Below are 20,813 nucleotides of genomic sequence, written 5' to 3' on the forward strand. Positions count from 1 at the left end.
GTCAGGCCTCCGTCCCCTCGAACATCAGGCGCTGGAAGTCTTCCTCGGTCAGGCGCACTTTCCAGCTTTCGTCCGCCAGCCGGATGTTCTCAAACGTGTTGTCGCCGTTGACGTAGATCAGGTCAAACTCGGTGTCGCGCACAGAGAACGCCTGCTTGTCGCGGAACCAGGTCTCCAGCACCAGGTTGTCCTGCTCGGCGTCGCCGGTGAGCTTCCGCCAGATCACCAGGGTCTTGCGCCCCTCGGGCGTGGCGCCGATGACGGTGCGGAACCACCAAGGGCCGGTAGCGTCCTGCCTCAGTCGTCCCGTGATCTGCAACCGCCCTTCGCCGTCACGCTCGAATTCGGCGGCAAAGCTGCGAGGCGCGGCCATGTGCTGCACGGTCAGGCCCAGCAGCCAGTTGAAGGTTTCCACAAGATCGACATCAACCTCGCGGCTTTCGTCGCTTCCAGGGGTCTTCACCAGCATCTTGTAAGCGGCGGGGTCGCTGAAGGCCCGAATGTTGAGCAGCGAGGCGCTGCCATTGGACTCCACGTCCAGCTGATAGCGCAGCAGGTATTGCTCACGCAGGCCGTCGGCGCCTTGAGTGGCGTCAAAGTCCAAGGCGGCTTGTTGCTGGGTGCTGCGCGACAGGGCGAGATTGTTCAGGGTGTCCTCGTAGGATTCCAGACGCAGGACCTTGATCATCGCTGGACTGCGCTCAGCCTCTTCGGGTGATGCGAGGCGCGATGGCTTTCCAGCTGACCAGTCCGGAGCAAATGCCGCTTTCTTTACCCTCTTTGCGAGCACCTGGTCAAAATGAGAGCCGACCTCGACCATTAGGAACTTACGATCGCCACCGTCCTTCTGATTCATTGTGATGACAGCATGCGCGGTCGTTCCAGATCCGCCAAAGTAGTCGAGCACCGTGAAGTCCCTAGAACCGAAGCTCTGGGCCCACAAGGCTGTTTGCATAGTTCCAAGCGATTTCGGATAGTCAAACTCTCCGCCCAGACCCATATCCGACAAGATCTGTGTTCCGTTCGTTCCCGCATTGAACTCCGCGCCAACCCAATTACTGAAGAGTGTCTGCCGACGATCCTCATGCTCAATGGACTGGTATATCGCCCCTCGCTCAGACATCCAGAGCTCTCCCTTTCTCGCGCGCGACTTACCTGTCTCGAAGCTTGATCTCCACACTCGTTCTTCGCGCCGAGAATTAACTGGATAGATTCGAATCAAACCCGAATCAGTCGGGCCGGTGGGATACGGCTGCCCCAAGGGGACGGGATCTTCTGCATCGACGATCTTCTTGGTGAGCGGATCTTGCAGCAGAGCATAGAAGCTTCTCCAACGACCGTGTCGATAGTTATTCTCTGCAGTACCGCTCCGCATGAAGCTTCTGTCCTCATCCTCGCTTCCGAGTGAAGCACCGCTGTATATCGGACCATCCCCGGGGCTGAGGAGAAGCAGGTATTCATGAGTTCTTGAAAGCCGCCCACCTGATCCCTGAGGGTGATGATTGACCACAACCGTAGACCGCGACATCTTCGGGAACGTGGTATCCAGCATCATTGACAAGTTGACCATCTCATAGTCATCGATGGCCAACCCAAAACTGAACGATGGCGCCCAGAGCTGTTGAACTAGCGGAAAAGTATTTCCGAGCAGAGAGAGCCAAGAGGAGTGTTCGTAGTCGTTCTTGTAGAGAATCTTCGAGTACGGCGTGTTGTACGGAGGATCGATGTACGTGACCGGAATTCTGCCGGCGTATCGCGCCATCAGTGTTCGCAGGGCCTGCGAGTTTTCGGCATGCATAAGGAGTCCGGATGTCTCGGCATCAAGCGAATCCTTAGATGAAATAAGATCCTCGACAAACGCTGTTGAGAAATGTTCTGTGTTTACCAGCAAGCTAGGATTCGCTCGCAGATACTCGAGCGTCAGCGGTTCGGTGTAGGCGGATCGCGTCACGTCCGCCGGTAACTCGTGGAGTGAGTGCAGCGTCTTCCATTCCTGCAACTGGGCGGTGTTCGCGCACACTTCCGGCAGCAGCTCCTCGGGGATTTGCGAGATCGCCACCAGCCAGTCCGAGGCGACCACGAACTTCTTTTTCAGCCAGAGCTTCTTCTGGAAGTTCTCAAGCTGCGCCAGGAAATCGATGATCTTGCCGGCGATGCGGCGGATCACCTTGATCTTGGACAGGTACTGCTCGACCCGCGGCGCGGTTTCGCTTTCCACATCGTCCAGGCGCATCACCTCGTTCTTGATGTAGAAGTCCAGCTCGCGCCGCAGGAAGCCATCCAGATCCTTGTGGATGAAGTAGTCGAAGGTGTTGCGGGCGGTGTAGCGGCGCAGATGTGCCTCCAACCGCGAGTAACCAGCCTGCTCGCCGTTGGCCTTGATGTGCGTCTTGCGCAACTCCGTCAGCCAGCTTCCGAGATCATTGCCAGCGGCCAGGATCGTTGCCACCGCGGATGCGCTCAGGTCCTTCTGCGGCGGCGGCTTCTTCTTGCCGTCGCGCTGGTCGGCGGGCCAGTCCTCCAACGTCGCGGGGCGGTACTCGAAGCGCAGTTCCAGCTCGCCGTCGACTTCGGCGATGAAGTCCTCGGCCGCCAGCACGAACACGCGGTCCTTGCCCTCGGCAGCCTTGACGTTGCCGTGCTCGCCCTCGGCGGCGTCCACTAGCTTGAAGCGCACGCGCAGGGGGTCTTCGTCCTGGCCGGCTTCGGGCTTGAGCCGGAAGGCGTAGTCGCGCAGGTACTCGCTGCTCTTAATGTAGTACTGATCCTTGTTGGCCCAGTGCAGGGTGACTTCCTCGCCCTCGTAGGGGATGGCGTACACACCGGGCTTGTAGACCCGCTTGGCCAGGAAGTCGCCTTCTGAGTAGTAGCGGCGGAAAAAGCTGTAGAGGTGGTCGTAGACTTCGTTCTCGAGCGCACCAAGGTCGATCGCGCCCTTGAGCTGCTCGCGCAGCTCGCGCACCTTCGGCGCGGCGTCCGGGTCCACGCCGGCCTCGGCGAGCTGGGCGATCATCTGGTCCAGCTTCTTCTTCAATTCTGCGCCGTCGGCCGACTGGTAGTGGGCAAAGGCGTCCTTCACCTGCGGCAGCAGGTCGCGCTCCAGGAATTGGTTCACCTCGCCGGCCTTGGCGTGCATGATCCGGTAGATGCCGAAGTCCAGGTCGGGCTGGTCGAGCTGGAACAGCTCCTTGAGCAGGGTGACTAGCTTGGTGAACTTGGCGGGGGTGGTGTCGGTCATCGGAATCATTCTTCGGTGGTGTGCTGCCAGATCGGGCGCTGGCTGAAGTTGGTTGGGAAGCCCATCACGCCAGCGGCAGGCGGGTGTTGGATGACATGTTCGGCGACGCGCTGGACCCAGGTCTGCCCGGGACTGGTACGGCCGATCAACCAGCCCAGCAGGGTGAGCGTGTTGTAGGCGCTGTTGGGGCCGGCGGGGTCAAGCGAGGCGACCAAAGCTTCGGGATGCTTGCGCGGCAGTTGCGCCCTGAACGTCATCTCACGATCCCAGAAGCGCGCATGGTGGGCGCAGATGTTCCTCACCACGCTGATGTGGTGCAGGAAGGACGCCAACAGGACCTCGTCGACACCGTAGGGTTCGGCGATGGCGTTGCGGTCCGCGGCATGGCGCAGGTTGCTGAACCAGCGCGAGATCTGGCCCAGGCTCATGACCTCTACGCTCGCCCAGATGGGCGGGAGGAGTTCGTCGTAGGTATGGCGGAGATGGCGGATGAATCGCTCGCGACTGTCTTCGACCCCGCTGACCAGCCTGGCCACGGCAGTCGGGTGGCTCCATGTCTGGCTGCGCTGCTTGAACAGCGCACTGTCGAGGTGCGCATGCGCGCCATGGCGCAGGCCGACGACGTGGGCCCAGCGTGTGCGAATGGAGACTTCGAGCCGCTCGACTGCGTCCAGCACCAACAGCTTCAGGGTACGGTCGAACAGGTAGTCATCGAGCACCGCCTCGAAGGACGTGCCGGGGAGGAACCTGTGGGAGCCGTGATCGGCCTCGTGCCGCAGCCAGTAGCCGCTGAGGCGGTAATAGTTGAGCTCGGCCAGATAGTGCGCTGCACGCTTGGGGTCGGCAAAGGCCATGCCGCGTGAGCCGAGCTGTTGAATCTGTCGCTCGACGGTAAGCGCCGGCTTGTCGTACTTCATCCTGCATCCCCGTCGCGACCTGGCGCTGCGAATCCCGGGATGCCCTCGGCCGATCGCGAAGGCCGGAAAAAAGTAACCCCCCATGGTGCGCCGGTCTGACGAGAGGCGTGGGGGGTGTTGTTGGTAACGATTCTACCCCAGCAGCCTGCCGGCGCAAGAGACCTCGTGCCGGCGCTGTTCAATCCAGCGCCCATCGGATCCGGAACAGCCTGACGCTGTGGCTGCGCTGGTTCAGGCGACGCTCCAGGGCGGCAATCAGAGCGTCGCGCTCGGCTTCGATTTCGTCTTCCACATCGAAGATCTCTTGCCGCTGGCGGCGCTGCTGGCGCTCCAGGAGCTTGATCTCCTCCTGGATGGCCGCCTGTTCCTCCACGGTGGCAGCGGCCCGTGCGCGGCGCTTGGCGTCCTTCAGGCGGGCCTTGGTGTCGTGCATGGCCTGTTCGGCGGACAGCAGTTTGTCTTCTGCCCACTGGTCGAGCCGTTCGCGTTCGGCGTGGAAGTAGGCGTTGTTCTCTTCCAGTGCCTTGGCCAGGGCGGCTTCGATCTGGCGGCGGACGTTGGCGTCGAAGTTGGGCGGCAGGGTGTCCGGGGCCGCCGGCCTGTTGCTGGGGCGACCCCGCAATTCCAGCAGCCGCTGGCAGGCCTCGGCATCGAGCCAGGTGCCGTCGTCCGCCTGGGCGCTGAACACCAGGTGCTCCTCGAGCTGGAAGCTCTCCAGTTCCAGCAGATTGAGCTCCAGCCAGCCGGAGCGGCTCGACAGCTGCTCGAGGGCAGCAATCCGCTGGCGCGCGCCGGCAAGCATGAACTCCAGCGCAGTTACGGGTGTCTCGCAGCGACGGCCGCGATCCAGCACGTGTTCGCCCAGCGGGTGGCTCAGGCGATAGACGTGGCCGTTCTCCGGCGCCGACTGGCCCTTGCGGATCAGGTGGTAGCGGCCGGCAGGAGCCTCGGCCATGAGCGGCCGGGACAGGTCGAATGACAGGGTCTGGTCATCGAAATGCGCAGCTTCCGCCAACACATGCCGGGTCAGGCGCCAGAACAGGCGGCTGATCCGGTCCAGCTGCACGATCGCTTCTTCGCGATGCAAGCGTAGGCGTTCGACCACTCCGGCGTCGAAGGTGGCAAGCAGGGCCTCCTCGGTGTCCCGCATGCGCTCTTGGATCTGCTCTTCCAGCTCGCTGCGCAGCCGGGCGAAGGCGGCATCAATTGCGGCGGGCGTGCGACAGGTCGCGTAGATGGCGGCGATGCGTCGCTCGACGTCCACGCCCGACTCGATGCGGCCAAGGATCTCGTCGGAGGCCCCGAACACGCCTTCGAACAGGTGGAACTTCTCTGACAGCAGCTCCAGAACGCGCTGGTCGGCGGCGTTGCGCTGGTTGAGGAAGTTGATCACCACCACGTCGTGCTTCTGCCCGTACCGGTGGCACCGGCCGATGCGCTGCTCGACGCGCTGCGGGTTCCACGGCAGATCGTAGTTGATCACCAGCGAGCAAAACTGCAGGTTGATGCCTTCGGCGCCGGCCTCGGTGCAGATCAGGATCTCGGCCTGGTCGCGGAAGTGGTCGATCACGGCGGTGCGGCGGTCGATCGCCGGGCTGCCGGTCACGCGGTCCGTGCCCTGGTATGTCGCCAGCCAGCGCTGATAGATGCCGTTGAGGCCCGGGTCCGAGACGCGGCCGCTGAACTTGGCCACGCGGCCGGCATGCCCCCGTGCCTCGAGGAAGTTGGCCAGGTAATCCTGCGTGCGCACCGACTCGGTGAAGATCACCGCCTTGCGCGGCGCACCGATCGCGGCCATCTGCCCGAAGCCGGTCTCCAGCGCCTGCAGCAGGGCATGCGACTTCTGGTCTTCGCGGACCCCTCGCGCCACCAGCAGGTACTGCTCCAGCTCGGCGATCTCCCCGCGGAGCCTGTCGCGATCGACCGGTTCGGAGTCAGGGAGGGCAGGCTCCTCCGCCACCTCATCTTCGTCCAACACATCGGCGTCGAGCTCTTCGTCCTCCACCAGCTGTTCGAGCCAGTCGTCCTCGACTGCCTGGCTCTCCTCCAGCCTCCGCAGCCGCGCCAGGATGGCCTCCAGCGTGGCGACGACGGCGGGGGTGGACGAGGCCAGCAGCTTGCGCAGGATCAGGCCGACCAGGTGCCGCTGACGGGTGGGAATTCCGTAGGCGTCGTCCCTGAGCAGGTAGCCGGACACCAGGTCGTAGACCCGCTGCTCCTGGTCACCAGGCGTGAAGGGCACCGTGAGCGGCTTGCGCTCGGTGTACTGCACGTATTCCAGTACGTCACGTCGCAGGGTGCGCTTGGTAAAGTCGGCCAGACGCGCCTTGAGCGCCGGAATGGCGGCGTCGCCGCGCATGAAGCGCGTGCGGAAACTGACGCGGTCACCAAACAGATGCTCATCGATGAGGGTCGACAGGCCGTAGAGCTCGATCAGGGAGTTCTGCAGTGGCGTGGCCGTGAGCAGCAGCTTGCGGACGCCGGCCAGGGCGCGCTTGATAGCTTGGCCGCTGCGGTGGCTCTCGCGATGGGCGTTGCGCAGCTTGTGCGCTTCGTCGATGACGGCCATATCCCACCGGATCGCCCCGATCTCTCTCTCCATCCGGGCCACGAAGTGGATCGAGACGATGCTGATGACATCCTGGTCCAGGGGGTTGTAGATTCCCTCCTTGCGCGCCTGGGCCCAGGTCCTGGCATCGATCACCTGGGTCGGCAGGTGGAATTTCTCCGACAGCTCGGTAGCCCATTGTTTGCGCAGCGAGGCCGGGCAGATGACAAGCAGGCGGCGGCGACGTTCCGCCCAGTACTGGCCAAGCACGAGCGCGGCCTCGATCGTCTTGCCAAGCCCCACCTCGTCGGCAAGCAGCACGCCCTTGGACAGTGGGTTCTGCAGGGCGAAAAGCGCCGCCTCAATCTGGTGCGGGTTCAGGTCAACCGCCGCATCGAAGAGCGACTGGCCGATACGATCCAAGTCGCCGCCGCGGCGACGACGGGTGAGCTCCCAAGCAAAGTACTTCGCCTGGACATCCGTGGTCTCGATCATCCTTCCCCCCTGTCGCCTCCCACGGAAGCTGCCGTGGAGAGAGGCTCGCCACTACGCCAGCTTTCTTGGGGCGGGTCAAATGCCCCACACCAATGATGGGGTTTCCCTTCGGTTTCGCCTTTGGGCTGAGATGCTATGCGTAGCCAACATCCGCGCAGTCGCTATTGGCCGCAGCAGCCGCGCACCAACGCCGGACCATTGCCCGGATGTTCCGGTCCTCACGAAAGTCGCTCGGTGTACCAGCGCAGATCAGCGACCGGGTGTTGCCATCCGGCAGGACCAGCACGAAACGCAGATGACCGCTGCCCGTCATCGACACGGCGGCCACACGGCCGCCTACCGATTCGATCACTCGCCTCCGGTTCCGGGCGCGGTGCCCGATCCGCCCGGCCATCACGCCCACCCCGCAACGGTCCGGAGCGCCCGGTCGCGACCAGCTTCGAGGGTCTCCGGGCGTGTCTTAGCGGAGAGCAGGTGCCGCGGCTTGCGCCCAAGGAAGTACGCGATTCGCTCGGCATTCGCGCCCGACGGATGGGGCAAGCCTGCCAGTATCTGGTCGCGTTGCAGGATGCCCGTGGCGACCTGACGCTCGCACGCTTTGAGGGCCGTGGGACCGAGCGGAACGTAGAGCGCGGCCGGCAAATCGCGGCATTCGGTGGAGAACCAGCGATCGAGTTCACCCATCAGCAGGGTGGACGCATCCAGCTTGCCGCCGGAGTAGTTCTTGCCACCTTCGAACACCGGATAGCGCAGCGCGGAGGTGAAGTGCGCCAGATGCTGTTCTGCACCCCAGAACTCGGCGGTGGAGCAGATTCCAAGACGATTCGCCACGCCTACGTGGTCGAGGAGATCCACCAGGTTGCGACGCATCGGGCCGGCAAAGCTTGCGGTTGCTTTGGCAATCTCGGCGGCCTCCGTATGCGGGAGACCGCGCCGCAGCGCCTGCCTCGCCGCCTCGAGGGCGGCGACGGCCTGCACCCTACCCGGCGTAATGCCGACGATGACCACCCGGGCCGTGAGCGTCACATGGTCAAAGGGTGCGTAGTAGATCTCGTGGCGGTGATCTCCGGTCATGCGGAGGGCGTTCGGCAACGGCATCTGGGTGGCGAACGCCGTGGGCAGGCTCGCAATCGCCTCGGCGTAGCGGTCGAACTGGCTGAGAGTGGTCATGGCAATCCCCCTGTGGATTGAATAGTGGTGTCAGGACAAAGCGCGCCGGAGATCGGCGCGACGCATGCGATCGAAGCGGACACCGGCGACGATGCCGGGGACGCCGTTCCCATTAGGACGACGCCAACGCGGCGTAGGCATGCGGACCAACGCCTCCAGTGCGGTGAAGTAGTCCTTGTGCTTTTCTTCGGCCTCCTTGGCACCGATGGTGAATCGACCGGACACGCGACAATCAGGTCCAAACCATGATCCGTCGCGTGCGACCGGTACGAAGACGACATCGTCGAGGTCGCCGACAGGTTCGGTCTGATGTGCGGTGTCGGATTCGCCGGGCAATCCTTTAGTGGGAACGTAGCCCTGCTTGAGCATCCACGGCAGCGCGTCGCCGGGCTCGGCGTAGCGCCGATTTTCGTCTTCCACCGTGGGGAAATTTTTCCGGTGGGCATTGGTGATGACGGTAGGCTCTCGCACATCGAGCAGGAGCGCGATGTCGGCCATGGTGAGGCGCTCCCCCCGGTCGACCTTCAGGCGGGCCGCCGCCCGGGCCACCAGGTCGGCAAGGATGCCGCGATGGAAGTACCCGAACGGCAGATCGCCCGCACCGACTTCGTGCGCGCCGAGCACATCCCTCTCACCGTGAGCTTCGCGTTCCATCTCATAGCCGTGCAGCACAGCCGGGGAGAACGTCCGGTCGACGGCCAGCTGCAACGCGGACACATCAACGGGGATTTCGGGCGCCCACTCCTGGTCCCGCACGTAGCTCTCAACGCGTCTGACATGCCCAAAGAGGGCCATGCCGGTGATCTCGGCGAGGTCGTCCGGGTGACGGGACTGTGCGAACTCGGAATCGGCCGCCAGGCCAAGCGCTCGAACGCCGGCTTCCTCGCCAATCACGAAATCGGCCAGAAGAGCGATCTCGGTGGCCAACAACTGAGCTTCGCGAGTGAGCTGGTCGGCGGTGTAGGTCAAAGTCATACGGCAGGCCCCTGAAATATCGTGATGTTCACATCATACGGACAACTTGCTGATTGTCAAACTGTAATCATTACAGTATTTCGATGGTCGGCCCGCCCATGCCGCACGCCGAGCACATCGGCCCGGGGAAAAGCCCGCGGCATGAGAACCCGGGTAGCCGGCGACACCCGGCCGCACGCTGAACCGGGATGGCCGACAGTTGGGGCGGGAGGGCTACCATAGGCGGCCGGTTCTTCGGCTGGGGATCGCGGCGCGACCACCAGCCCACCGTGACCTTTTGGGGGTACCGCTGGGGGTACTGCCTCCGGCCGAATTACGTGCCCGCAAGTGAAATCAGAGTGTTAAGTCCCACATGAAAATCGCCAGCTGGAACGTCAACTCGCTCAATGTCCGCCTGCCGCACCTGGAGCAGTGGTTGCGCGATGCGCAACCCGACGTCGTTGGCATCCAGGAGACCAAGCTCGAGGATGCGAAATTTCCCGATACCGCGCTCGCGGCAATGGGCTATCGCAGCGTATTCGCCGGGCAGAAGACCTACAACGGCGTTGCGCTGCTCGCCAAGGACCGTGCGCTCGATCAGGTGCAGATCGGCATTCCCGGCTTCGAGGACGAACAGAAGCGCGTGATCGCCGCGACCATCGACGGCGTGCGTGTGATCAACCTCTACGTCGTCAACGGCCAGGACGTCGGCACCGAAAAGTACGCCTACAAGCTGCGCTGGCTCGAAGCCGTGACCGCGTGGGTGGCGAGCGAGCTTGCCGCGCATCCGCAGCTGGTCGTGCTGGGGGACTTCAACATCGCGCCCGATGCGCGCGATGTGCACGACCCCGAGGTCTGGAACGAATCCCACATCCTGACCTCCGCGTCGGAACGCCTGGCGCTGCAGCGCCTGCTCGACCTCGGCCTGCACGATGCGTTCCGCCTGCACAGCGCGGACGCCGGCGTCTTCAGCTGGTGGGATTACCGCCAGGCCGCGTTCCGCCGCAACCTGGGCCTGCGCATCGATCTGACCCTGGTTTCCGATGCGTTGCGCGGGCGCGCCGTGGCTTCGGGCATCGACCACGAACCGCGGACCTGGGAGCGGCCCAGCGACCACGCGCCGGCGTGGGTCGAACTGGGCTGACACGGCTGCACACCGCGCCATGGCATCGGGGCGCCACTCGCAGTGCGCGTTGGCAGCGCATGTCGTTCGATTGATTGCAGCGTCGCAACGCGATCAGCAGAAATGCCCCGCCGGGCGGCGATGCGCTCCTGAGTAGCCAGCGCGTGGGCAGCCTGCCGGCTGCCTAGTCGACGTGGACCAGAGCTTCCAGCGCGGCGCGCGTCAGCTTTCCGGTCTCGTTGCGCGGCAACGCCGCCACGCGCCGCAGACGCCGCGGCAGGAACACCGGATCCAGGCTGCAGCGCAATGCGTCGAGCAGCATCGCATCGGTCAGCGCGGCGTCCGCGACGACGATCGCCTCCACGCGGCGCACGCCGCATCCGTCCGCCGCCTGCGACTGGACCGCCACCGCATCGCGTACGCCTTCGATCGCGAGCAGGCGACGGGTAATGTCCGCCAGCGAGGCACGCTTGCCGGCGATCTCGATCATGTCGGCCTGGCGGCCGCGCAGGACGAACCGGCCGGCCTCGTCGAGTTCGACGATGTCGGCAAGCAGCTGCGGCTCCGCCAGGTGCGGCGCGTGCACGAGCGTGCCGTCGGGGACCGGCTGCAGGCGCACGCCGGGATAGGGCGTCCACGCCGTTTCGATCGCGGAACGACGACGGGCGAAGATGCAGGTCTCGGTGGAGCCGAACAGTTCGCGCACCTCGCAGCCGAAGCGCGCCTCGGCGGCCGCAGCCAGCTCGCGCGACAAGGGCGCGGTGGCGGTCGCGATCGCCGCGAGCGGCGGCAGCGCGACGCCCGATTCCACTAGGGTGCGCAGATGCACCGGCGTGGTCACCAGCAAGGCGGGGCGCGGGGCATCGCGCAACGCGGCGGCGATGTCCTCGGGAAAGAACGGCCGGCCCAGGTGCACGGCCACGTTGCCGAGCAACGGCAGCAGCACCGACATCTCCATGCCGTACATGTGCTGTGGCGGGACAGTCGCGACCACCGGCAGCGTCGCCTCGCCGTGCAGGTCGGCCAGCGCGACGAGGTTCTGCAACGTGCCGCGGTGGAAGCTGGCCCAGGTCTTGGCATTCGCGCCCGGCACCCCGGTGCTGCCGGAGGTGAAGCCGATCGCGACCACATGCTCCAACGGCAGCTCCGGCGCATCCCCATCGGCCGTCGGCAGCACATCCGGCAGGCGTACGTAATGCGGCGGCTCGGGCGCATGGCCGGCGTCCTGCAGCGCATCGCACCCGCAATCGTCGCGGTCGCCGATGCAATAGCTGTGCGGGTGGCGCGCGCGCACGTCGTCGATCGCCCCGCGCGTGCGCGCCGGCGGCAGCAGGGTGGTCTGACCGCGCAACGCGACCGCGCAGAACGCCACCAGGAAGCGGTAGCGGTCTTCGCACAGGTTCAGCGCGAACGGCGCATCGGGCAGCAGCGCGGCCACGCCGTGCACATGGGCGAGAAAACGAGACAGCGGAATCGCGCCGTCGCGGCCGAACGCGATCACGCGCGACGGAGCGCCCTCCACCAGCGGCCGGCGTTCGCCCGCGTCCGCTGCGTCATCCCCGTGCCCTGTCCCCTGCTCTCGAACCACTGCCGACATCGTGCTGCCACTCCAGAAAGGTGTTCCGCAAGCCGTGTCCGGCGCGCGGAACAGCTGTTTTAGCTTACGCTGCACGCCCTGTCCGGGTGCGGATGTGCGGCGCGGAATGTTCAGCGAATCAGGCAGCCTCGGCGTGGGGCCAGTGCAATGCGCCTGGCGGGACTACCGCCGCGGCCAGTCCGCCGAAGCCCTGGTGCGCCCGTGGCTGGCCGGGGAACTGGGCGTCGCTGCCGACGCCATGGCCCTCGAACGCGATGCCCGGGGCCGCCCGCGCCTGCACGTGCCCGGCCGCGCGGGACTCGATGTCAACTGGAGCCACAGCGGCGAGGCACTGCTGATCGCGCTTGGCGAGGGCGTGACGGTCGGCGCCGACATCGAATGGCTGCGCCCGCGCCCGCAGGCCATGGCGCTGGCCCAGCGCTTCTTCGTCGCCACCGAGGCGACTGCACTCGCGAAGCTGCCGCCCGCTGCCGCCGAGGCCGCCTTCGTGCAGCTGTGGTGCGCCAAGGAAGCGGTGCTCAAGGCGCACGGACACGGGCTGTCGTTCGGGCTCGACCGTCTGGAGTTCGCCGCCCGCGACGACGGCTGGGCGCTGGTCGCGTGCGATCCCGCGCTCGGCGCACCCGGTGACTGGCACCTGCATGCGTTCGCGCCGCTGCCCGGGTATCTGGCGACCGTGGCGTGGCGACCGATGGATTGACCCGGGCGGGCACGCGGCTTGCCCGACTTCGATCTGCGGCGTGACGCATCCCCGACCGACCTTCGCCGGCAAAGACTGCGGTTGCGGCTCGGCAGCCCACCATGCCGCGATCAGCGGCCCGGGCCATCCGCCAGCTTCTACAATGCGCGCCATGGACATCACCGACGACACCGCGCTGCGCGACGAACTCGATGCCGGGCTGCGCGCGCTGGGGCTCGCCCCGGCACTGGCCGCGCCGCTGCTGGCCTATCTGGCGCTGTTGCTGCGCTGGAACGGGACCTACAACCTCACGGCCGTGCGCGACCCGCGCGAAATGGTCACCCGCCACCTGCTCGATTCGCTGGCGATGGTCGCGCACGTCGAAGGCCTGGCCACGCTTGCCGACCTCGGCACCGGCCCCGGCCTGCCCGGCATTCCCCTGGCGATCGCGCTGCCGGAGCTGCGCGTGACCCTGGTCGAGTCCAACGGCAAGAAGGCGCGCTTCCTGCGCGAGGCGGTCCGCCAGCTGAAGCTGTCCAATGCCGAAGTCGCCGAATCCCGGATCGAAGCCCTAGACCGGCCCGGCGGGTTCGACGCGATCACCGCCCGCGCGCTCGCCACGCTGCCCGACATCCTGAGCGTCGGCGGCCACCTGCCGAAGGCCGACGGCGGCCGGCTGCTGGCCATGAAGGGCATCCACCCGGTCGACGAGATCGCCGCCCTTCCAGCCGGCTGGCGACTCGTCGCGGTGACGCCGCTGACGGTGCCCGGCCTCGATGCCGAACGGCATCTGGTGGTCATCGAACGCGCCTGAGCCACCGGCCGACGTAGGCCGCGCCCGCATGGCCGCACGTGCCCCGACCCGCCGATGGCGGATGCGATCGGTTACCCCTCGCGGGTCTTGGGGGCATAATCCCCCGTCCGGCCACCGCCCTGCGGCGGCCGGCTTCCTTCCCGAACCGCGACGGAGCCCATGGCCCGCATCATCGCCATTGCCAATCAGAAGGGCGGCGTCGGCAAGACGACGACGGCCGTGAACCTGGCCGCGGCCCTGGCGCGGGTGCCCAAGCGCGTGCTGCTGGTGGACCTGGACTCGCAGGGCAACGCCACGATGGGCTGCGGCATCGACAAGGGCGCCGTGCCGGTCAGCACCTGTGACGTGCTGCTGGGCGAAGTGGAAGCCGGCGATGCGGTCATGCAGACCGAGGAAGACGTCGACCTGATTCCCGGCAACACCGATCTCACCGCTGCCGAGCTCGAGCTGATGGGCGTCGACGGCCGTGAACACCGCCTGCGCGTCGCGCTCGAGCCCCTGCGCGCGCGCTACGACTTCATCCTCATCGACTGCCCGCCGGCGCTGTCGCTGCTCACGCTCAACGCATTGACCGCGGCCGATTCGGTGCTGGTGCCGATGCAGTGCGAGTACTACGCGCTCGAAGGCCTGTCGGCGCTGCTGCAGACGATCGACGCGATTCGGCAGAACCTCAACCCGAAGCTCGAGGTCGAGGGCGTGCTGCGCACGATGTTCGACGTGCGCAACAACCTCGCCAACGCGGTCTCGGCGGAGTTGACCAACCACTTCGGCGACAAGGTGTTCCGCACCATCGTGCCGCGCAACGTCCGCGTGGCCGAAGCGCCCAGCCATGGCCAGAGCATCGTCGGCTACGACAAGGCGTCGCGCGGCGCGATCGCCTACCTCGGCCTCGCAGGCGAGGTGATCCGGCGCCAGCGCGAACGCGACGCCGCCCGCACCCAGGACGCACCCGCCATGGAGACTCCGGCATGACCGCAGCGAAGACGCCGGTAAAGAAGCGTGGCCTGGGCCGGGGGCTGGAAGCCCTGCTCGGCCCCAAGGCCGCGGCCGAGGCGCCCGCGAGCCTGGAGGCGACCGAACAGGACACCCTGCGGCTGCTGCCGATCGATGCGCTGAGCGCCGGCAAGTACCAGCCGCGCAAGCACTGGGATGCAGACAAACTCACCGAGCTGGCCGAGTCGATCAAGGCGCAGGGCGTGATCCAGCCGCTGGTCGTGCGCGAGCGGCCCGACCGCACCTTCGAGATCATCGCCGGCGAACGCCGCTGGCGCGCGTCCAAGCAGGCCGGCCTGAGCGAAGTGCCGGCGGTGGTGCGCAACGTCGAGGACCGCACGGTCGTCGCGATGGCGCTGATCGAGAACATCCAGCGCGAGGACCTCAACCCCCTCGAAGAAGCGCAGGCCCTGCAGCGGCTGATCGAGGAGTTCGACCTCACCCACGCGCAGGCCGCCGAAGCGGTGGGACGCTCGCGCGCCGCCGTCTCCAACCTGCTGCGCCTGCTGGAATTGCCGCCCGCGATCCGCATCCTGGTCGAGTCCCGGCAGCTGGAAATGGGCCACGCCCGCGCGCTGCTGACCCTCTCGCCCGATCTCGCCAGCAAGCTTGCCAGCGACGCCGTCGAACACGGCTGGTCGGTGCGCGAGGTCGAACACCGCGCCCAGCAGTTCGCCGCCGGCCGCGTCCCCGGGGGCGACACCCGCACCATCGCGCGCAACAAGGCGCGCCCGCAGGCCGACATCGTCTCGCTGGAGAACGAACTGTCGGAGACCCTCGGCACCCGCGTCTCGATCGCCAACGGCCGCGGCAACAAGGGCCGCCTGGTGATCCACTACGGCAACCTGGAAGCCCTCGACGGCGTGCTGGAGCGACTGCGCGCGCAGCGCCCCTGAGGCGGGAACCGCACGCGCGGAGTTCGGAGCGCACATCGGACCCGACGGTGGTCGGCCGCATTGTAAAATCGCCGTCTTTTGCGCGCCCCTTCCTTGGATTCCCCGCCTCGCCCCGCCTTCCGCGGCCCGACCTTCATCCGGCTGCTGGCCCGCCTGACCGACGACACGCTGCCGCAAGGCGGCCCGGCGCCGGCCGAGCGTCTGAGCCAGTGGATCGACTGGACACGGGCAGTGGCGCTGTCGAAGGTGCTCGACGCGAAGGCGCCCGCAGCTGAACAAGGCGCGCAAGTCATTGATCGCGACGACGCAGCCGTGTGCGCGAAGGCGCGGGCGACGTTGCTGGCGTCGATCGTCGAAGCGCCGGAGCTGGTGATCCCGCAGCCGCAGGCGGCCGGGGCCTCGGACGATGGCGACGCCGAAGCCGCACCCGAGGCTGCGATCGACTTCGCGCCGTTCCGCCAGCGTCACCTGGCGCTGCAGCGCTCGATGCAGATGGCGACCGGCCGGCTGCGCGGCGATCTGCGCGACCGGCTGGCAGAGCGTTCGGCCGAGATGGCGCGGCTGGCCGAGGTGGATGCGGTGATGGAGGGCGTGCTGAGTCCGCGCGAGCACGCTTTGCTCGGCGCGGTGCCGGCCCTGCTCGAAGCGCATTTCGAGCGGCTGCGCGCCGCCGCGGGTGCGTTGGCCACGGATCCGTCCGCGGCCTGGCTCGATGGTTTTCGCAGGGACATGCAGGGCGTGCTGATCGCCGAGCTGGATGTCCGTTTCCAACCGGTCGAAGGGCTGCTCGCAGCGCTTCGCACCCACTGACGCAGTGCCCATGTCCCCAAGCAGTCGCAATACCGCCCTTCTTCCCGCGCTCGCGTTCGCGCTCGGCCTGACCGTGGTCGGCTGGATCGCCATCGGCTACGTCGGCTCGAACACGGCGGCATTCGCCGTGTCCCTGCTGATCGGCGTGGCCTACGTCGCAGGCGGACTGGAACTGCTGCGTTATCGCCGCGCCACGTCCACGCTGTCCGAGGCGACCGCGGCGCTGTCCGCGCCGCCGGCATCGCTCGCCGACTGGCTCGACCGGCTAGACCCCACGCTGCGCAACCCGGTGCGCCTGCGCATCGAGGGCGAGCGCGTCGCGCTGCCGGTGCCCGCGCTGACCCCCTACCTGGTCGGCATGCTGGTGCTGCTCGGCATGCTCGGCACGCTGCTGGGCATGATGGTGATGCTGCGCGGCACCGGCATGGCGCTTGAGACGGCGACCGACCTGCAGGCGATCCGCGACTCCCTGGCCGCGCCGGTCAAGGGCCTGGGCTTCGCGTTCGGGACCTCGATCGCCGGCATCGCGACCTCGGCGATGCTGGGCCTGGCTTCGGCGCTGCTGCGGCGCGAACGCGCCCACAGCGTGCAACTGCTGGACGTGGCCGCCGCGACGACGCTGCGCGCGCACTCGCAGGCCCATCAGCGCGAGGAAACCCTGCGGCTGCTGCAGCAGCAGACCGAAGTGATGCCGGCCCTGGTCGACCGTCTGACCGCGATGATGGCGACGATCGAGCAGCAGAACGCCTCGGCGGACGAGCGCCACGCGGCGAGCCAGGAGGCGTTCCATGGACGCACCGAGGCCGTGTATGTACAGCTCGCTGCGTCGGTCGAGCGCGCCCTGCAGACCAGCGTCGCCGACAGCGCGCGCGCCGCCACGGCCGCGCTGCAGCCGGTGTTCGAGACGACGATGTCGGCCCTCGCGCGCGAAACGGCAGCCCTGCAGGCCACCGTCGCGGACGCGGTCGAACGCCAGCTGCAGTCGCTCAACGCCGGCTTCGAGGCCTCCACCGCGACCGTCGCCGAGCGCTGGCAGCAGGCCGTGGATGGCCAGCAGGCATCGAACGAGACACTGGCGCGCGATCTGCGTGCCACGCTCGACGGCTTCAATGCGACGTTCGAGCACCGCAGCGAGGGGCTGCTCGGCGAGGTCACCGCGCGACTCGACGCGGCGCACGCCCAGGCCGGCGCGCTGCACGAGACCGTGACCGGCGCCGTGGACCGCCAATTGCAGGCGCTCACCGCCGGATTCGAGGCATCGACGGCCGGCGTGGCCCAGCGCTGGGAGCAGGCACTGGCCGCGCAACAAGCCGCGCAGACCGCGCTGACGTCCGAACTGCGCAGCACGCTCGACGGCGCCGGCGTGACCTTCGAGCAACACGCGACCGCACTGGTCGACGGGGTCGCCAGCCGACTCGATGCGACGGCCGGCAGCGTGGGCGCGGCATGGACCGATGCACTGGCGACACAGGCCGCGACCAACGCGGCGATGAGTGCGCAGCACCAGCAGGCGCTGAGCGCGGCTGCCGCCACGTTCGAAGCGCACTCCGCAACGCTGCTCCAGAAGGTCGATGCCTCGCACGCCGAGCTGCACACAGCGCTGGCCGCACAGGATGCCCAGCGCCTGGCCGCGTGGACCGAGAGCCTCGCCGCAATGGCCGCCGTTCTGCGCGACGACTGGGCCCGGGCGGGCGCCGACACCACGCGCCAGCAGCAGGCGATCTGCGACCGGCTGGCCACCACCGCCGACACCATCGGCGCGCAGACCCAGGCCCATGCCAGCGCGACCATCGCCGAGATCTCGCGCCTGGTCGACACCGCATCGGAGGCGCCGCGCGCCGCTGCCGAAGTCATCGCCGAGCTGCGCCAGTCGCTGTCGGAGAGCATGGTGCGCGACACCGCGATGCTCGAAGAGCGTACGCAGATGCTCTCGACGCTCGACACCCTGCTGCGCGCGGTGAACCACGCCTCCACCGAGCAGCGCGCGGCGATCGAGGCACTGGTCGCCACTTCGGCCGATCTGCTCGAACGGGTCGGCACGCGCTTCAGCGACCACATCGCGGCCGAGACCGGCAAGCTGGACACGATTGCCGACGATCTGCGCGTGGGCGCGGTGGAAGTGGCCAGCCTTGGCGAGGCCTTCGGCGCTGCGGTCGCGGTGTTCGGCGAATCGAACCAGGCGCTTGCCGGTCGCCTGCAGGGCATCGAGGAGACGCTGGCGAAATCGCTGGTCCGCAGCGACGAGCAACTGGCCTATTACGTCGCGCAAGCGCGCGAGGTCGTCGACCTCAGCGTGCTTGCGCAGAAGCAGATCATCGAAGAGCTGCAGCAGCTCGGCGCGACGCGCGCCGTCTCCGCATGAGTGTCGAGCTCGAAGGCGATGTGGAGTCGACCGCCCCGGTCTGGGCTGCGTTCGGCGATCTGATGTCGGTGCTGCTGGGCGCGTTCGTACTGATCCTGGTCGGCGTGATCGGCGTCCAGCTGCAGCTGGAGATGCGGCTGGATGCGGAGATCGCCCAGCGCGAGGCGGAAGCGCGGCGCCGCGAGACCCTGGAGCAGGCCCTGGCAGCGCCGCTTGCCGCCGGGCGCATCACCCTGATCGACGGCCGCATCGGCATCCGCGGCAGCGTGCTGTTCGCCCAGGCCTCCGACCAGCTCCAGCCCGAGGGTCGCGAGCTGCTGCAGAGCCTCGCCGGCCCGCTGGCCGGGTATCTGGCCTCGCGCGACGAAATGCTGATGGTCAGCGGCTTCACCGACGATCGCCTGGTACGCGACGGCAACCGGTTCTCGGACAACTGGGAACTCTCGGCGCAGCGCGCCCTGACCGTGACCCGCGGATTGATCGCGGCAGGTGTTCCGGCCGATTCGGTGTTCGCCGCCGCGTTCGGCGCGCAGCAGCCGGTGGGCTCGAACGCCGACCCCGAGGGCCGCGCACGGAACCGGCGCGTCGAGATGGCGCCGGTTCCGCGCCAGGCCGGGGCCAAGGCCGATGGTCGCTGAGGCCGTCGACATCGCAGGCCTGCTGGATGACTGGCACGCGCGGGGCGCGGACCGGCTCGATCCGATCCGCTTCCAGCACATCGCGGCCCTGCAGCGCCGCGCGGCGACATGCGATGGCGCCGTGCGACGCGCACTCGACGCGAAGCTCGACGCGCTTGTGGGCGCGTATGCGCGGAATGTCGAGCGGATGCCCGAGGGCAGCGCGAACGCAGTGCCCGGGCGCGGTGCACTTGCGTCGCTGATCGACGCCATCGCCGCGCATGCGCGCGCCGACACGGGAGCTGCCGGCCCGGACCGGGCCTACCCCGAGCTCCCTGCGGTCGAAGAATTCCGCGCGTTGTGGTCGACCCTGCGTACCAGCAACCAGGTCCGCAAGTCCCTGGCCGAGGTGCCGACCGGCGCCGGCCCATTGAATTCCGCCGCTCTCGCCTACCGCTCGCTGGCCCTGATGGGGGCGACGTCGCCGGCCTATCTGGAGCGGTTCCTGTCCTATGTGGACACACTCTCGTGGCTGGAAACGCTGCAGGACGCGGCTGTGCTGACGGGTCGCGAACTGCCGCCCACCGCCAGCGGCAAACCGCGGGCCAAGGCCGGTTCGAGGAAGCGCAAGACCTGACGCGGCCCGCACTGGGCGTTCAGGCGCCGGGCGCCTCCGGAGGGCCGCGTGGCGGACGCAAAGACGGACAGCCGGGATCCTTGGTGCCCGGGCCGCTTCCGACCGAGCCGTCGGCAAGCCCGGCGACGGGCCGGCAATCCGGGCCCGCAGCGAGCCGCCCCTTGCGCAGCGGGCCCCGTATCATCACAATGGCCGGCTAGCTGCGTCCAGACCATGGCGACATGGCTGACCTGCCCTGCGGAAGCGCGATTCCCGGCAGTGCTGCAGCAGGATGTCCAAACCCACCCGCATCGCGCGATGGCACTGCCATCGGGGCCGCCATCTCCCTGGCTAAGGGCGATATCAAACACACTTCGAGGTGCGCAATGTCCCGAGTATGCCAAGTCACCGGCAAGCGTACGACGCATGGCAACAATGTGTCGCACGCCATGAACAAGACCCGCCGCCGCTTCATGCCCAACCTGCATGAGCGTCGCTTCTGGGTTGCCAGCGAGAACCGCTGGATCAAGCTGCGTGTTTCCACCAAGGCCCTGCGCACCATCGACAAGAACGGCATCGACGTCGTCCTCGCCGAGCTCCGTGCCCGCGGCGAAAAGGTCTGAGGAGTTAGAACATGGCAGGCAAGCGCGACAAGATCCGTCTGATTTCCTCGGCCAACACCGGGCATTTCTACACCACGGACAAGAACAAGAAGAACACCCCCGGCAAGATGGAGTTCAAGAAGTACGACCCCGTCGTCCGGAAGCACGTGATCTACAAGGAAGGCAAGATCAAGTGATGCAACGACCCGCGCTCGAGCGCGGCTGACGTTGCGTTACCCCGCGCAGGCGGGGATCGATCGCCTTCAATGCAGAACCCGCCGCAAGGCGGGTTTTGCGTTTCTGGGGGGTGAGCCCCATGAGCGCCTCTGCGCGCAGATCGGCCCGTCACGCCGACTCGTCCGCCCCGGCGGCTACGTAGCCC

Annotated in this window: 17 protein-coding genes; 11 read left to right on the forward strand and 6 right to left on the reverse strand. The window is 67.3% G+C overall.

The window, feature by feature from the left end:
* Position 1 precedes the first annotated feature (1 nt).
* From CNR27_RS00825 to CNR27_RS15635, 5 genes are all read right to left on the reverse strand, one after another.
* Positions 2 to 3,238 (reverse strand): site-specific DNA-methyltransferase, encoded by a 3,237-nt coding sequence (locus CNR27_RS00825; RefSeq protein ID WP_096296506.1) that lies wholly within the window; start codon positions 3,236 to 3,238, stop codon positions 2 to 4.
* A gap of 5 nt (positions 3,239 to 3,243) precedes the next feature.
* Positions 3,244 to 4,155, reverse strand: a complete 912-nt coding sequence (locus tag CNR27_RS00830; protein ID WP_096296507.1) for an Abi family protein — start codon at positions 4,153 to 4,155, stop codon at positions 3,244 to 3,246.
* A 178-nt stretch (positions 4,156 to 4,333) separates the two neighbouring features.
* The gene (locus CNR27_RS00835) at positions 4,334 to 7,198 is read right to left on the reverse strand and encodes an SNF2-related protein (protein WP_096296508.1); all 2,865 of its coding nucleotides are present in this window, start codon (positions 7,196 to 7,198) and stop codon (positions 4,334 to 4,336) included.
* 393 nt (positions 7,199 to 7,591) lie between these two features.
* Complete coding sequence (locus tag CNR27_RS00840; RefSeq protein WP_096296509.1) at positions 7,592 to 8,368, reverse strand: hypothetical protein; 777 nt, start codon at positions 8,366 to 8,368, stop codon at positions 7,592 to 7,594.
* A 30-nt stretch (positions 8,369 to 8,398) separates the two neighbouring features.
* Complete coding sequence (locus CNR27_RS15635) at positions 8,399 to 9,343, reverse strand: hypothetical protein (protein ID WP_245815692.1); 945 nt, start codon at positions 9,341 to 9,343, stop codon at positions 8,399 to 8,401.
* Positions 9,344 to 9,695: 352 nt separating this feature from the next.
* On the opposite strand from CNR27_RS15635, the gene xth reads away from it, so the two are divergent.
* Entirely contained in the window at positions 9,696 to 10,466 is a 771-nt protein-coding gene (gene xth / locus CNR27_RS00850) for an exodeoxyribonuclease III (RefSeq protein WP_096296510.1), read from the forward strand.
* 163 nt (positions 10,467 to 10,629) lie between these two features.
* On the opposite strand, the gene CNR27_RS00855 is transcribed toward xth, so the two are convergent.
* Positions 10,630 to 12,042, reverse strand: a complete 1,413-nt coding sequence (locus CNR27_RS00855) for an AMP-binding protein (RefSeq protein WP_096296511.1) — start codon at positions 12,040 to 12,042, stop codon at positions 10,630 to 10,632.
* Positions 12,043 to 12,148: 106 nt separating this feature from the next.
* Between CNR27_RS00855 and CNR27_RS00860 the strand changes: the two genes are divergently transcribed.
* From CNR27_RS00860 to rpmG, 10 genes are all read left to right on the forward strand, one after another.
* Positions 12,149 to 12,742: a 4'-phosphopantetheinyl transferase family protein gene (locus tag CNR27_RS00860; RefSeq protein ID WP_096296512.1), complete on the forward strand. Its 594-nt coding sequence runs from the start codon at positions 12,149 to 12,151 to the stop codon at positions 12,740 to 12,742.
* A gap of 151 nt (positions 12,743 to 12,893) precedes the next feature.
* Complete coding sequence (gene rsmG / locus CNR27_RS00865; RefSeq protein ID WP_096296513.1) at positions 12,894 to 13,535, forward strand: 16S rRNA (guanine(527)-N(7))-methyltransferase RsmG; 642 nt, start codon at positions 12,894 to 12,896, stop codon at positions 13,533 to 13,535.
* Positions 13,536 to 13,694: 159 nt separating this feature from the next.
* Positions 13,695 to 14,507 (forward strand): ParA family protein, encoded by an 813-nt coding sequence (locus tag CNR27_RS00870; protein ID WP_096296514.1) that lies wholly within the window; start codon positions 13,695 to 13,697, stop codon positions 14,505 to 14,507.
* Positions 14,504 to 15,424: a ParB/RepB/Spo0J family partition protein gene (locus CNR27_RS00875; protein WP_096296515.1), complete on the forward strand. Its 921-nt coding sequence runs from the start codon at positions 14,504 to 14,506 to the stop codon at positions 15,422 to 15,424. Before CNR27_RS00870 ends, CNR27_RS00875 begins: the two co-directional genes overlap by 4 nt.
* Before the next feature lie 93 nt (positions 15,425 to 15,517).
* A complete protein-coding gene (locus tag CNR27_RS00880; RefSeq protein ID WP_096296516.1) occupies positions 15,518 to 16,234 on the forward strand; it encodes a DUF3348 domain-containing protein in 717 nt (238 codons plus the stop codon).
* A gap of 10 nt (positions 16,235 to 16,244) precedes the next feature.
* Positions 16,245 to 18,596 (forward strand): DUF802 domain-containing protein, encoded by a 2,352-nt coding sequence (locus CNR27_RS00885; RefSeq protein WP_245815693.1) that lies wholly within the window; start codon positions 16,245 to 16,247, stop codon positions 18,594 to 18,596.
* Positions 18,593 to 19,234, forward strand: a complete 642-nt coding sequence (locus tag CNR27_RS00890) for an OmpA family protein (RefSeq protein ID WP_096296518.1) — start codon at positions 18,593 to 18,595, stop codon at positions 19,232 to 19,234. The genes CNR27_RS00885 and CNR27_RS00890 overlap by 4 nt, the downstream gene beginning before the upstream one ends.
* A complete protein-coding gene (locus CNR27_RS00895) occupies positions 19,224 to 19,850 on the forward strand; it encodes a DUF2894 domain-containing protein (protein ID WP_096296519.1) in 627 nt (208 codons plus the stop codon). The genes CNR27_RS00890 and CNR27_RS00895 overlap by 11 nt, the downstream gene beginning before the upstream one ends.
* Positions 19,851 to 20,215: 365 nt before the next feature.
* Positions 20,216 to 20,452, forward strand: coding sequence for a 50S ribosomal protein L28 (rpmB, locus tag CNR27_RS00900; protein WP_096209782.1), 237 nt, complete (start codon positions 20,216 to 20,218; stop codon positions 20,450 to 20,452).
* Between the two features lie 11 nt (positions 20,453 to 20,463).
* Positions 20,464 to 20,628 (forward strand): 50S ribosomal protein L33, encoded by a 165-nt coding sequence (gene rpmG / locus CNR27_RS00905; RefSeq protein WP_096296520.1) that lies wholly within the window; start codon positions 20,464 to 20,466, stop codon positions 20,626 to 20,628.
* Positions 20,629 to 20,813: the final 185 nt, after the last annotated feature.

Origin of the sequence: Luteimonas chenhongjianii (genome assembly GCF_002327105.1) — a bacterium.
GTDB classification, from domain to species: Bacteria; Pseudomonadota; Gammaproteobacteria; order Xanthomonadales; family Xanthomonadaceae; genus Luteimonas; species Luteimonas chenhongjianii.

What these genes read in the sequence shown, in the direction of transcription:
- CNR27_RS00825 (WP_096296506.1), bottom strand. Translation starts at nt 3,238, where the DNA reads ATGACCGACACCACCCCCGCCAAGTTCACCAAGCTAGTCACCCTGCTC.
- CNR27_RS00830 (WP_096296507.1), bottom strand. Translation starts at nt 4,155, where the DNA reads ATGAAGTACGACAAGCCGGCGCTTACCGTCGAGCGACAGATTCAACAG.
- CNR27_RS00835 (WP_096296508.1), bottom strand. Translation starts at nt 7,198, where the DNA reads ATGATCGAGACCACGGATGTCCAGGCGAAGTACTTTGCTTGGGAGCTC.
- CNR27_RS00840 (WP_096296509.1), bottom strand. Translation starts at nt 8,368, where the DNA reads ATGACCACTCTCAGCCAGTTCGACCGCTACGCCGAGGCGATTGCGAGC.
- CNR27_RS15635 (WP_245815692.1), bottom strand. Translation starts at nt 9,343, where the DNA reads ATGACTTTGACCTACACCGCCGACCAGCTCACTCGCGAAGCTCAGTTG.
- xth (WP_096296510.1), top strand. Translation starts at nt 9,696, where the DNA reads ATGAAAATCGCCAGCTGGAACGTCAACTCGCTCAATGTCCGCCTGCCG.
- CNR27_RS00855 (WP_096296511.1), bottom strand. Translation starts at nt 12,042, where the DNA reads ATGTCGGCAGTGGTTCGAGAGCAGGGGACAGGGCACGGGGATGACGCA.
- CNR27_RS00860 (WP_096296512.1), top strand. Translation starts at nt 12,149, where the DNA reads ATGTTCAGCGAATCAGGCAGCCTCGGCGTGGGGCCAGTGCAATGCGCC.
- rsmG (WP_096296513.1), top strand. Translation starts at nt 12,894, where the DNA reads ATGGACATCACCGACGACACCGCGCTGCGCGACGAACTCGATGCCGGG.
- CNR27_RS00870 (WP_096296514.1), top strand. Translation starts at nt 13,695, where the DNA reads ATGGCCCGCATCATCGCCATTGCCAATCAGAAGGGCGGCGTCGGCAAG.
- CNR27_RS00875 (WP_096296515.1), top strand. Translation starts at nt 14,504, where the DNA reads ATGACCGCAGCGAAGACGCCGGTAAAGAAGCGTGGCCTGGGCCGGGGG.
- CNR27_RS00885 (WP_245815693.1), top strand. Translation starts at nt 16,245, where the DNA reads ATGTCCCCAAGCAGTCGCAATACCGCCCTTCTTCCCGCGCTCGCGTTC.
- CNR27_RS00890 (WP_096296518.1), top strand. Translation starts at nt 18,593, where the DNA reads ATGAGTGTCGAGCTCGAAGGCGATGTGGAGTCGACCGCCCCGGTCTGG.
- CNR27_RS00895 (WP_096296519.1), top strand. Translation starts at nt 19,224, where the DNA reads ATGGTCGCTGAGGCCGTCGACATCGCAGGCCTGCTGGATGACTGGCAC.
- rpmB (WP_096209782.1), top strand. Translation starts at nt 20,216, where the DNA reads ATGTCCCGAGTATGCCAAGTCACCGGCAAGCGTACGACGCATGGCAAC.
- rpmG (WP_096296520.1), top strand. Translation starts at nt 20,464, where the DNA reads ATGGCAGGCAAGCGCGACAAGATCCGTCTGATTTCCTCGGCCAACACC.